7 protein-coding genes are annotated in these 12778 nt (G+C 66.4%); 4 read left to right on the forward strand and 3 right to left on the reverse strand.

Annotation, left to right across the window (positions count from 1 at the left end):
- Positions 1-6: 6 nt before the first annotated feature.
- Together LZC95_30860 and LZC95_30865 are read left to right on the forward strand one after the other, a co-directional pair.
- Positions 7-1851 (forward strand): DUF885 domain-containing protein, encoded by a 1845-nt coding sequence (locus tag LZC95_30860; GenBank protein ID WXA90842.1) that lies wholly within the window; start codon positions 7-9, stop codon positions 1849-1851.
- Between the two features lie 24 nt (positions 1852-1875).
- Positions 1876-2712 carry a PfkB family carbohydrate kinase gene (locus LZC95_30865; protein WXA90843.1) on the forward strand — a complete coding sequence of 279 codons (837 nt, stop codon included), beginning with the start codon at positions 1876-1878 and terminating at the stop codon, positions 2710-2712.
- On the opposite strand, the gene LZC95_30870 is transcribed toward LZC95_30865, so the two are convergent.
- Positions 2709-4025, reverse strand: a complete 1317-nt coding sequence (locus LZC95_30870) for an aminotransferase class I/II-fold pyridoxal phosphate-dependent enzyme (protein WXA90844.1) — start codon at positions 4023-4025, stop codon at positions 2709-2711. The genes LZC95_30865 and LZC95_30870 overlap by 4 nt on opposite strands.
- Before the next feature lie 110 nt (positions 4026-4135).
- Positions 4136-5137: a PIG-L family deacetylase gene (locus LZC95_30875; GenBank protein WXA90845.1), complete on the reverse strand. Its 1002-nt coding sequence runs from the start codon at positions 5135-5137 to the stop codon at positions 4136-4138.
- Between the two features lie 174 nt (positions 5138-5311).
- On the opposite strand from LZC95_30875, the gene LZC95_30880 reads away from it, so the two are divergent.
- On the forward strand, positions 5312-7132 hold the full coding sequence (locus LZC95_30880) for a hypothetical protein (protein ID WXA90846.1): 1821 nt from the start codon (positions 5312-5314) through the stop codon (positions 7130-7132).
- Positions 7133-7239: 107 nt separating this feature from the next.
- A complete protein-coding gene (locus LZC95_30885; protein WXA90847.1) occupies positions 7240-10680 on the forward strand; it encodes an ATP-binding protein in 3441 nt (1146 codons plus the stop codon).
- A gap of 509 nt (positions 10681-11189) precedes the next feature.
- On the opposite strand, the gene LZC95_30890 is transcribed toward LZC95_30885, so the two are convergent.
- Positions 11190-12521: a glycosyltransferase gene (locus LZC95_30890; GenBank protein WXA90848.1), complete on the reverse strand. Its 1332-nt coding sequence runs from the start codon at positions 12519-12521 to the stop codon at positions 11190-11192.
- Positions 12522-12778 lie beyond the last annotated feature (257 nt).

Below are 12778 nucleotides of genomic sequence, written 5' to 3' on the forward strand. Positions count from 1 at the left end.
GCGGACGTGCATCATCATCGTATTGTCGGCCTTTTCATCCTTGGTGCCATTGCATGCGGCTCGGTCGAGCCGCCCCCACCCGACGTACCGGCGCCCACGATGGCCGAGGCATCGGGTGCTTCGGGTGCTTCGGGCGCATCGAGCCAAGCGAACATGTCATCGTCGCAGGGAAGCCCAGAGGATCAAGCCTTCCAACGCCTCGGCGAGCGCTTTCTCGCGCGCTACCTCGAGCTCTCCCCCGTCGAGGCGACGCGCCTGGGCGAGCACCGGCACGATGCGCGCTGGACGGATTGGAGCGAGGCCGGCGAGGCCGCACGGCGGCAATTCGTGGCCCAGACGCGCACGGACCTGGAGAAGATTCGGCTCGAGGGCCTCTCGGTGCAAAACCGCATCGATGCCGCCATCCTGAAGAACCAGCTCGACTTCGAGCAGTTCTCCCTCGACGAGATGCGCGAGACCATCGTCAACCCGGCCGCATACACCGCGCTGCTCGGCGACGGCCTCGACCCGCTGCTGACCCGCGACTTCGCCCCGATGGAGGAGCGCATGCAGAGCCTGCGCGGGCGCCTCCAAGGCATTCCGAGTGTGGTGGCGGCCGCGAAAAAGCGCCTCGCGGGCACCTCGCGCGTGCATACCGAGACGGCCATCGAGCAGAACAAAGGCCTCATCGCCCTCTGCAAATCGGGATTCTCGGAGCAACTCGGCAAAGTCTCCCCCGCCCTGCGGCGCGACGTCGAAGCCGCCGCCAAAACGGCGGTTGCATCGCTGGAGGAGTTTCAAACCTTCCTCGAGAAGGATCTGCTCCCGCGAGCCACGGGCGATTTTCGCATCGGCAAGGCGCGCTTCGAAAAGAAGCTGCGCTTCACGCTCGACGACGACGTGGATCCCGACGCCATCGTGAAGGGCGCGCGTCAGCTGCTCGCCGACACGCAAAAGGAGATGCTCGAGACCGTGCGCGAGCTATGGCCCACACTGTACGGCGTGCGCGCGGCCTTCGATGCCACCACGCCGCAGCAGCGCCGCGCCGTGATCAAGAAGGTGCTCGACGAGCTCAGTGCAGAGCGATCCACGAATGCCACCATCGTGGCGGATGCGCAGAAGACCCTCGACGAGGCCACGGCGTTCGTGCGCGAGAAAAACCTGGTCGGCCTCTCCGACGAGCCGTGCCACCTCATCGAAATGCCCGAGTACCGCCGCGGCGTATCCATCGCCTACTGCGACTCGTCCGGCCCCCTCGAGAAGAAGCAGGAGACGTTCTACGCGATCTCGCCCACCCCGGCGAATTGGCCCAAGAAGCGCGCGGAATCGTTCTACCGCGAATACAACCGCAGCATGCTGGCCGACCTCACGGTGCACGAGGCCATGCCCGGGCACTACCTGGAGGCCATGCACACGAACCGCTTCAAGTCGAACGTGCGCGCGGTCTTCGCCAACGGCGCCTTCGTCGAAGGCTGGGCCGTGTACGGCGAATGGCTGATGTCCAAATACGGCTTCGGCGGGGCCAAGGTTCGTTTGATGCGGCAGAAGATGGTCTTGCGCCTGGCGTGCAACGCCATCATCGACCACGAGATCCACACGGGCACGATGGATGAGAAGGCGGCGCTCGCGCTGATGATGAACGAGGGCTTCCAGGAAGAGGGCGAAGCCGTCGCCAAGTGGAAGCGTGCACGCCTCAGCAGCGCGCAGCTCACCACGTACTACTTTGGATTCACCAAGATGATGGAGCTTCGCGCCATCGCCGAAAAACAGCCGGGCTTCACCGAGCGCACCTACCACGACCGGTTGCTCTCGTTCGGCGAGCCGTCGATCCGTCACCTGCGCGGCTTGTTCCTCGCGAATGCCGCGAATTGAGTATTCTAGGATAAGCAAAATAGCATGATCGATTATCTGGTCATCGGACACATCTGCTCGGATCTGCAACCCGACGGCTCGACCCGCCTGGGGGGCACCGGCCTGTTCGCGTCGCTCACGGCGCATCGTTTGGGCCTGCGCACCGCCGTCGTCACCGCGTGCGCCGACGACTTCGATTTATCGATTCTGCCCGAGGGGCTGCTCGTCCTGCGGCAGACGTCCCCGGTGACGACGATCTTCGAGAATCGGTACGCGCCGGAGGGACGCATCCAAACGGTGCACGCGCGCGCAGAGAGCATCGAGCTCGGGCCGAACGCCACGGCGCTCCCGCCGGAGTGGCGAAACGCGGGCGTCGTTCACCTGGCGCCCATCATTCAAGAGGTGCCGAAGGACGGCTGCAACTCGTTCGCGGGGGCGCTGGTCGGCGCCACGCCGCAGGGCTGGCTGCGCACGATTCAACCGTCCAAGTGTGTGACGACCGATCCGGCAGCCTTGCTCGACCTGCCGTGGGTCGGTGGAGAGGTCGTCGTGCTCAGCGAAGAAGACGTCCAACAGGACGAGTCGCTGGTGCGCGAGCTCGCGAAGAAGCTGCCGCTGGTCGTCCTCACGCGCGCCGAACGCGGGGCCACCGTGTTCGTCTCGGGCGAGGGCACGGACGTGGCCGCGTACCATTCCGACGTGGTGGACCCGACGGGCGCGGGCGACGTGTTTGCCGCCGCGTTTTTCGCGGCCCTGCGCAAGCACGACGATCCGATCCATGCCGCGCGCTGGGCCTGCGCCGCGGCGTCGTGCTCCCTCGAGGGATTCGGCGCCTCGGCGCTGCCCACGCCGGAAGACATTCACCGCCGCATGTCGCGCTAACGAAACGCGCGAACGACTTCGCCGAAGGCGGCGACCGCGCGTTCGAGCAACGGAAGCGACAGCGGCGCCGCGTCCAACGGATCTGCGGACGCGAACGCGTCGGTGCGCTTCAAAAGATCCACGTGCAGGGCCTCGCCGGGCTCGTACAAGCCGCTCACGGCCAGGCGAAGCCGCAGAGCCTCGGGTGCATCGCCGAACGCGACGCCGGGCAAGGTGGCGATGTGGTGCTTCTCGAGCAGGTAGCGCGCGAGCTCCAAGCCGCCATGCACGCCCACGCGCGCGAGCTCCGCCCGGAATGGGGCGAAGTCGGGGTACAGGTAAAAGGCGCCCGCGGGCCGTGGACACGCGATGCCGAGCCCCGTCAGCCCCTTGAAAAGCCGCCCCGCCGTGTGCCCGTGCAGGCGCGCCGAGCGCTTCACGTAGGTCGATACCTCGTCGCTCGGAAGGAACGCACTCACCGCGGCCTCTTGCACCGGCATCGCCGCGGAGCTCCAGATTTCGCTGGCGAGCGCACGCAAAGCCGAAAGAAGCGCCGTGCCGCCCTCCCCGGCAGGAAACACCGCATAACCCAGGCGCCATCCACCTGCGGAAAACGACTTGGACAGCCCCGCGGTCACGATGGTTCCCTCGGGATAGAACCGCGCCGGCGACACGTGCGGCACGATGCCGTGCGCCAGCTCGGCGTAAATCTCGTCGCTGATCACGGTGACATGCCGACGCCGCGCCCAATCGGCGAGGGCCTCCACATCGGCGGCGGCGAACATGCCCCCCGTAGGATTGCTCGGCGAATTGACGATGAGCACTCGCGGATTCGCGCCCTCCGCCGTCGCGCGCTCCACCGCCGCATCGAGCGCGGCCGGCGTCACGCGGTGGTGATCGCGCGCATCCGTCGCCACGGGCACGACGCGCCGCTCGGCCAACACGATCTGCGGCGCATAGCTCACCCACGAGGGAGCGGGCACGAGCACGTCGCCCTCGAGCAGCTGCACCAACGCGTACAAAAGCGGCTTGCTCCCGGGCCCCACCGCGATGCGATCGGCCGTCGTGGCAATCCCGCGCTCACGTCCGAGGTAATCGGCAATGGCCTGCCGAAGCGGCGCAATCCCGAGCACGGGGCCATACGCCGTGGCGGTCGCACTCTTGGCAAGCGCCTCGCGCAAGGCGGGCAGCAGCGGAAACGACGCTTCGCCGAAACCGAGGTGAATGACGTCGCGCCCTTCGGCACGCAACGCGAGCACGCGTTCGTTGATCTCGAGCGTCGCCGAGGTTGCGACGCGGTGAGCCGTAGAGGCCAATTGCAAAGAGGAACTCATCGAGAGTCACCCTAGAGCAACGGCTTGGCGCGCCGAATGACTTCTCGCCCCGCGGCCTCGTTTTTTGGTTCGAGTTCAGCTCGACGGAAATCTTTGGCGCGATTGGGCGCCTAGCGATTCGCCCAGAAGACCTCGTCGGCTTTGACGAAGGCCCCGAGCGGAATCTTGTTCTCGGGCAGATTCCACTGCGTCGCATGGGCCATGATCGCTTGCCGTTTGACCTCGGCCTGCTCGGGCGTGAGCGCGACGCGCTCGTCGGGAGGCCAGGGCAGGTCGCCCGGATAGGTCTTTCCGTTCGCCGTGTGTTGCTCGTAGCGGCGATTGGGCGTTGCCGCATGCGGCCAGGGCCACTCGTCGGGCGAGCCATGGCTGTGAACGAGGAAGGTCCTCAGCTCGCCCTGGTAGCCGGTCTGCGCAATGGCGGCTTTCACCAGATCGAACGTGGCCGCGTGATCCGGGTGCGCATCGGCCCCATCGGCCACGTAAACGCGCTCGGGCGTGGACTGTTGCAGCACCTCGACGAAATCGCCGAGCACCGAATCGCGGTAGTACGGGGCCGCACGGCCATGCGCCCACGAATGGTAATCGGTGACGATCGGACCGTACGTCGACGACCGGTGCGTGAAGAGCGACGTCACCATCGCATTGGTCTTGGCCGACGCCACGCGCGCCAGCACGCCATCGGGGTAGCCGAGAAACACGAGGTTTTCTGCAGGAACGCCCAACAAGCCTTCCGCGTTGATGGCCTCCTGCTGACGGTTCTTCGCCAGCTCGAAGTAGTCCGTCTCGGTCAGCGACGTCGCCTCCTTGTGCAGGAGGAGCGATGCCGCCTCCGTGTACGCATCGCCGAGGGTCGAGAACACCACGCGCACTTGTTTGCCATCCGCGATGGCCTGCTGAATCACGCCCGAACAGCCGAGGACGTCGTCATCGGGGTGCGGTGAAAAGACCAAAATGTCGACGGGCGAGAGATGCCCCGGGGTGGACGGGGTCGCCGGAGACGCGGCTGCCGGCCTAGAGCGAAAGAAAAAGCTGCCAGCGTACCAAGCCGTCAAGAGAACGGCGCCTGCTGCCCCGGCCAGCATCCAGCGCCTGGGAATGGTTATTTTCATGAAGGTTCTTGCACAGTGTCATACACCTGAACCGCCCTGGCCAGCGAGAACGTGGCGGAAGTGTTTGGGTTTATCCGGGGATGTCGAGTATCTCCGTACCTGGTGCGCCATGACGCAACCTGAAATCTTTCAGCTCGGCCCAATCTCGCGAAAGGCTCCGCTTAGGAGCCCTGGATGATGGCATTTGCGGGCGCGTGGGGCTTCCTGCCCCTGGCGATCCCTGCCGCGGTGTTCCTGTCGCTGCGCTTGGGCACCATCGTCTTTCCGGATCACGCGACCCACCGCGCGGTCGGGGGCCTCGTGCTGGCGGCCGCCGCCATGGTCGCGGGCGTGCGCGTGCTCGGTGCCTTCGACCTCGCGACGAGCACCACGCTTCTGGTCGCGCTCTTGGTCGCCACCACCGCAGCCGCGCTCGTCCGGCGTCATCAACGCACCGCCTTCCCGCTGCGCGGGGCAGTGACCCGAGACGTGCTCCCGCTGCTCTTGCTCGCGTGCGGAACCATCGGCGTGGCCGTGCTCACCGCGCGATGGGTGCCGATCTGGCATTGGGACTCGGCCGGCTATCACCTGCCCTTCGTCAACTTCTTCCTCGGTGCGCATGGCCAAAGCGGGGTGCCGCCGGACATTCCGTATCTGTCGACGTACCCGCACAACATCGAGATGCTCTACGTCGCGTTGCGGGCCATGCTGCCGGACGATCGCCTCGTGGACCTCGGGCAGATCCCGCTGGGCATCATGGGGAGCGTGGCCACGACCGCGATTGCGCGGCAGCTGGGCGCCGATCGACCGGAGGCCATCGCCGCAGGATGCGCGTGGCTTCTCGTCCCCGTGGCGTTCCTCCAGTTGCCAACGAACTACGTCGACATTGGCAGCGCGGCGTTTCTCCTTTCGGCCATCTACTTCGTGCTTGCCCCGCCGAGCGTCCGCACCGTGCTCGTGGCCGGGGTTGCACTCGGGCTTTTCCTCGGCTCGAAACCGAACGCCCCTTCCGGAACCGTCCTGCTCTTCGCGATACTCGGTGTGCGTTGTTGGCGCGCGCGTCACGCGCGACTGCTGCCACCTGCCCTCGTTGCGGGCATCGTCATTCTGCTGCTGGGCGCCGAGTCGTACGTCCAGAACTTGATCCTGCACGGAAATCCGGTCTGGCCGGTGAGGATCGGGATCGGCCCCTGGCGCCTGCCCGGGCTCATCACCATCGACGACGTGCTGGCCACCGCGCCCGCCCTTCCGCGGGTCCACGGACCGTTCGTCCTGCGGACGCTGCGCGCCTGGAGCACGCTCGGGGGCGTCCCCGTGACCTTCGACATGCGAATGGGCGGGCTCGGCCCGCTGTTTCTCGTGTGCCTGCCCCTTGCCGTGGTCACGCTGGTCCAACGCCGGAGCGTGATGCTGCTCATCGCCACGTTGGCCACGCTCATGTCGCCCGAGCCCGGGTGGGCTCGTTTCATTCTTGGCTTCGTCGCCCTGGTGTTCGCCCTTGCGACCACCCAAGTCTCACGCCTCCGTGACTACGCGCAGCGGCGCGGATGGCGGTGGGCACCGCACACGCGAACCTTGGTGCTGAGCGCGGTTACCGCCATGTGCGTATGGCAGCTCGGCTACGCGTGGCCAGCTCTAACGGGGGAGGGACCACCCCTCTTTGCTTACGCCAACATGACCGACGACGAGCGAATGCGGGCCGTCGGTCCGGATGGCCCCCCAATCCGCTACATCGAAGCGCGCAAGCGCATACGCGACGACGAAACGTTTGCGTTCGATCTGGCCGATGAACTGCCTTATTTCGGGTGGGACAGCAACCTCCGGTACCGGGGCGTTGCGATTCCCCGCAATTTGACCTACGACCAGGTGCCGGATTTTCTCCAACGCGAGAACGTCCGCATTTTTGTCGCAGGAGACGGCACGCCGACGGGCCAATGGGCGAAGTCCCACCCAGCCCATTTCGCCGTGGTGTTTCCCTGCCGTTGGGAGTCATGTTCGGCGTACGAAAGATTCTGAGCGCCTCGATAGCAGTCATTTTTCTGCTTTTGTTCGCGTTAACCTCCGACGCGGCCCCCGCCGCTCCGGACGCGGGTGTCGTTTCGTGCGCGGCCGTCGAACAACGTTTGAGCGAAGCGCAACGCACGCTCGAGTCGTGCGAGCGCCGTTCGAAGAGCGCGGAAAACGACAAGGCCGCCTGCACGGAGGAGCTGTCCTCCACGTCGAACAAACTGGATGACGTGCAGGCCAGCGAGAAAGCGTGCCGTACGTCGAAGGACAGCCTGTGCTCCGAGGCGGCGAGCTTTGCGCGGCAGCTGCTCGACGGGCGCGTGGCCAACGTGGGCTCCTGCGTGCCGAGCAAGGAGCAGAGCCAACTGGCCGCGCTGCTGCGAGGCTGGGAGAACTCCACCAACGCGCTCAGTCAGATTGCCGCCTTCGGGGCCGGTGAAAGCGACACGCTCCCGACACTCTTCGGGACGACCACGCCCGAGCGTGCGGTCGAGCGCTTGCTCGGCAAGGGACGGCGCGAGCCTGCGTTCTACCGGCGTTTGCTCACGGAGGCCGTACGCCTCGCGGCGCCGCAATCGTGGCAAGGCATTCGAAGCAGCGGTCCTGCGGGCATCGATGCCTGGTTTGCGTCGACCGCACCGCTCGATCCGAAGCTCGTCGAGGAGGTCGACCGCGCGCACGCCACGCCCAACGGCCAAGGCGCGCCGCCGGTGTCTGCGGCCCTTCGATTGGTGCAATCGTACTTGTTCATCGCGCATTGCGCGGACGAGGCGCCCACGCCGGCATGCACGCGCGCCAAACAGTTGCAGCAGCTCTTCGAGTCGACGGGCCCGTTGCTCGTGCGTCGCCGCATCGAGGAGATCTGGGCCACCGAATGCCACGACGCCGGCCCCGACCGCGTTCTCACGTGGGTGGCCGATTTTCCGACGCCGCACATCACGGCACGCACCACGGATTATTCCGAGGTGGCGGCGGCCGCGCAAACCAAGCTTTTCACCTGCTACTTGGAGGATGCGGGCGCCGAGGCGTCGTTCCGCACGTGGCTGGAGGCGAAGCTGCCGAGCCCCAAGCGGCTGACGGCGCGAACGCTGACCCGCATCGACGACATTCGGTCGCGCGCGCGCGACGGCACGCCCGCCGACACGTGCGGGCGTGCAGTGCGGGCCATGCAAGATTACGCGATGCCCTCGGCGTGCACCGCACCGCCCCGCGAGGTGCTCGACCCCGTCGAACGCTGGTCGAAGATCGCCTCGAACACGGGCGAGGCCGGGGAGGACGTTTCGCTCCAGGTTTGCTCGATGTACGCGCGGCTGCTTTGGGAAGGCCGTGCGGCCACCCTTCCCGGCTCGTTCGAGCGCCCGCCTTCGGCCGACGAAATGGTGATCGTGGACGTTCGCGTCCCCGAAACGGCGTTTGCTCGGCTCCGGCGCGCATGCCAAGACCGGCACGGCGAGGGTGACTCGGTCGAGGACAGCCTTCACCAGCTCTCGCAAATCGCGCTTGGCTTCGGCGAACCGCCGGCGGGCTCGCCCTGGCGGGTCGATCCCGGCACCAACGTGCCCATCGAGAAGGTCCGCTTTTCGCAGTCCAAGCGGCTCGGCGCGTGGTTCAAGCACTTTTTCTCGCGACAGACGCCGTGCCAAGCGCTGGGCCTTCCCGATGCGCGTTGCCAGCAATGCCAAGAGCTCCCGCGCGAATCGTTCTACGACTGCCGGCTCGAAGCGGAGCTCGACGAAGCGTGGACCCATCGCGCGCGGACCAGCGTCGGCTGGCTGGTCGCCATTGCACTCGGAGCGGGCTTGATCCTTTGGGGCATCCGCTTCACACGCGCCCGGCGCGCGTTTGCCACGTGGGCGCTGGCCGCCACCGATCGGCTCGGGGCCTTGGGCCTGCCCTCGCGGCCCGATCCGATGCGTTACGTGTTTCCCTCGCACCACGACGTGCTCGTGGTCGATCTTCCGCACGAGCCGGCGTGGGAGCCGTGGGGCACGCTCGCGTGCGTCGTTCGCGTGGACGAGCCGGCGAAGATTCAAGGAGATCACGTCAACCACGCCGTGGCGGTGAGCCATCGCGTAGGGGCGCGCGTGGTGTTCCTGTTGCACGAGGACGCCGCTTCGCTGGATCTCGCCGCGGTGCGGGCCATCCTCGATTGGGCGGCAAAAGGCGGGCGCGCGATGCACGTGCTGCCGCTGGCCGTTTCCCGTCTGCAGTGGGCGCACAGTGCGAGCGACTTGCTCGAATTGGTCGAGGAGACGTCGCTGCGCGGCAATCCGTTCGACATGCGGGGCCGCATCACCTCGTCGAGCCAGTTCTGGAACCGCGAACGTCTCGTCTCGGGGCTGCTCGCCGAGACGCGCGCCGGACGATGGTCGCTCGTCACGGGGCTGCGGCGCTTCGGCAAGTCGTCCTTGGCCCTCGAAGTGGCGCGCCGTTTGACCGGCCCGTCCGCCTACGTGGACCTCGCCGGCTTCCACCACGAGTTCGGCTTCAAGGACGACCCTGCGTACGCCGTCAATGCGGTGCTGCGTTCGCTGTGCGCCCGCTTGGTGGACTCGGCCCGCGCACTGTATCCGGCGGCGAACATCCCCGAGCCGCCGGCCGACGAGATCGACGCCGCCGCACTCACGCGCTGGATCCGCGATCTCTCGGCCGAGTGCTCGCCATACAGCGACGGCCGGTCGCCGCCCATCCTGCTCATCCTCGATGAAATCGAGCAGATTCTCGCCGTCGGTCCCGACCGACTCGGTCACGTGCTCGATGCGCTGGCCATTCTTCTCGGGCGCCTTCGCAACGCCGTGGGCGATGCACCGCGCACCGGCGGAGGCTCGACGGTCGGCATTCTTCTCTGCTCGGCACTGCACCCTTTGCTATGGGCGCCGCTGCGCACCTTGGGGAAGCAGTCGATCATCGGCGCATACCCCGCCGTTTGCGTGCCGCATCTTTCTCCCGACGCCGCCGCCCAAATGATGCGCGGCCTGGGGGCGCGCCAGGGAATTCGCTTCAACGACGAAGCCCTCGATTTCATCGTGAAGCAGGCGCAAGGCGTTCCGCTCTTGCTTCGCCGCATCGGTACCTCCGTCCTCGAGCTGTACGACAGCGATCACGCCCGACAGGGCGGCCTCGGGGCCGTGCAAATCGGCATCGAAGGCGCCCGCGAGGCCGTGACGCGCGAAGAACGCGAGGGTGCTCCGCTCCGCGTGTGGGTCGAATCGGAAATCGCCGAATCGCTCGGTCCCGCGGGCGCCTTGCTCCGCAAGCTGGCCGGGGGCGGCCCCATCGGCGTGACGCAACTCCAAGGCATCGCCGAGCGCCACATCATCGCGCAATTCGCCTCGAGCGGCCTAACGAGCCACCTCCCCGAGGAAGAACTCCGCCGCCGCGCCCAAGAAGCCGCAAGCGTCATGGTGCGCCTCCTCGGCGAGACGGGCCTCGTGGACCCCATCGGCGATCTCACCGCCCCCGAGGCCTACGAGCTCCCCGACGGCTGCATCCGCCGCGTCCTCCGCCTCGCCTCCCAATCCCCACGCCCCGAATCCGTCGCCCCGCCGGCTCCCTAAGCAAGGTCGAGGAGGAGGGAGAGGAGAGATGCTGCCCCACCCGGCAGCGCTCTCCAGTGCCCTCATTGGGCCCATTTCGCGCTGCTGCCCGCCCCAAAGCGGGTGCTCATGCCATGCTTCCCCGCGTCGCAACGCGGCCCCCACGCCGCATGGCATTCCGCGCCCGCAGGGGCGGGCCCCCCTCGAGCACACTGAAGCACCGGCGAGCCCGGAGGGGGGGTTGCAATGGATTCGCAATTCGCGAATCGCGAATCGCGAATCCATCGCAATCCCCCCTTCATGGCTCGCCGGCGCGGAACGCTTTTTTCAAGATTTTCCAGCTCGCCCAAGGGGCCGGATGGGAAAACCACAACCTTCCCGCCTTCCCGCCTTCATGTGAATTCTCTTAGGCGCGCACGGCTGCAGTGGGCTGGGCGTGGCTCGTCGATCGCGGCGCCGGCTGGAAGCCGGCTAACCGCCGGCAAGATGCCGGCGCTCCATGCAAGATGCCGGGTGCTTGGGAAAGCGCCCTAGCGTGTGCCCCAGCGCTCGTCACGGACCGTGATGAGTGCCCAGGGGAGGATCCATTGGAGCAAGCACACGCTGAAAAGGGCGTATGCGAGGCCGTAGATGAAGCGGAAGCTTCGCTCGATGCGGAGATAATACGCGGCCGAGAAAAGAGCGGTAATGGCCAACGCAATGCCCCCGCGGAACAACGTGGACAGATCTTCCGTGAAGACCAGGGGCAGCTCGAGGATGCCCCACGCGAAGATTACGAGGCGCAGGTTCGACACGACGAAGTGCACGATGGGCAGCACGCGATTCTTCTCGCGATAGCCGCTGAACATGAACTTCGCGAACGAAAAACCTTCGACGATGTAGCTGCGATCCCAGCGCACGAACATGCGCGACAGCTGCTTGTACTTGGTCGGGGCCAGCGTGTGGACCACGGCCGTTCGCTGGTAGACCGTGTCGTAGCCCTGCCGGAGCACGATGTTGGTCAGCGCCTGGTCTTCGCCGTGCCCTACGGGGCGCCCGAGGAACTTCTGATTCGTCCACTCCGTCAGGAACGGGATGATGGCCTCACGGCGAAACGCCGAAAGCGCACCGGGGCAACACGCCACACAACGGTAGGTGGACTGGGCGGCGCGCGCGAAATCGAATGCCAGCGCGTACTGCACCTCGAGCATGCTGCTGATGAGCGACTCGGCGCGGTTGAGAACCGCCACGCGCCCGGCAACGCCACCGATTTTCTTGTCGCAGAGGAACGGCGCCACCATCTCGTGGATCGTCGTGGGCTCGATCTCGCTGTCCGAGTCGATCGTGATGACGATCTCGCCCGAGGCAGCCCGGAAGCCTGCTTCGAGCCCCGCGCGCTTTCCGCGGTTCTGGATGAAGCGAACCAGCCGGACCAGGTCGGGAAACTCGCGGCGCAGCCGCTGCATGTGGAAGAAGGTGTCGTCCCGCGAACCGTCGTCGACGACGATGATCTCGAGCAACTCTTTCGGGTAGCTGCAGCGGGCGACGGACCGAATGCTCCGCTCCACCATCGGCCCCTCGTTGAAGGCCGGGATCACGACCGTAACCTTCGGCCAAACGGCGCCTGCAGGGCGCTCGAAGGTGCTGTAGCGCATCCACAGAAGGCTCTGCAGCCCCGTGTAGATCGCCTGAACCAGCACGATGGCGCCGATGGGATGACTGGCGCATGCAATAGCCCAGTCGCCCAGAGCGTTTAGGCCTCGCGAATGGAGTTGCCCGCTTCCCCACAGCATGAAGACCACGCTGATGAAGGCGCCGAGGAACGGGAGGGAGCCCAATGAGGTGAATGCTAGGCGCTTGGCCAGAGACAGCACGCGGGTCATCGTAGGTTGAGTTCGCCCCCGGATTTGCGTTTCGGACGATAGCGTGGCCCAGGTTTGACGCAAGGCTCCTGCGCCCATTCAGGCGGCCGCCACCGTTTCTATCGGGTGGAAAATTGCGACGCAAGCGGTTTCATCGCGCCGTGTCTGGCGGAGAACCCATGTGCAATCGAGAACCTTCCCCACATGAGCTTTGAAAGTGAGCAAGGTATGCGGTGGCGGGAATAAGGGAGGAAATCCACGGCGCGTGCGTAGTTTGC

It is taken from the genome of Sorangiineae bacterium MSr12523 (genome assembly GCA_037157775.1).
In the GTDB taxonomy this organism is placed as follows: Bacteria; Myxococcota_A; Polyangia; order Polyangiales; family Polyangiaceae; genus Pendulispora; species Pendulispora brunnea.

Excerpts from the sequence above, each read along its gene's own strand:
- LZC95_30865 (WXA90843.1), top strand. The coding sequence starts at position 1,876 with ATGATCGATTATCTGGTCATCGGACACATCTGCTCGGATCTGCAACCC.
- LZC95_30875 (WXA90845.1), bottom strand. The coding sequence starts at position 5,137 with ATGAAAATAACCATTCCCAGGCGCTGGATGCTGGCCGGGGCAGCAGGC.
- LZC95_30890 (WXA90848.1), bottom strand. The coding sequence starts at position 12,521 with ATGACCCGCGTGCTGTCTCTGGCCAAGCGCCTAGCATTCACCTCATTG.
- LZC95_30880 (WXA90846.1), top strand. The coding sequence starts at position 5,312 with ATGATGGCATTTGCGGGCGCGTGGGGCTTCCTGCCCCTGGCGATCCCT.
- LZC95_30870 (WXA90844.1), bottom strand. The coding sequence starts at position 4,025 with ATGAGTTCCTCTTTGCAATTGGCCTCTACGGCTCACCGCGTCGCAACC.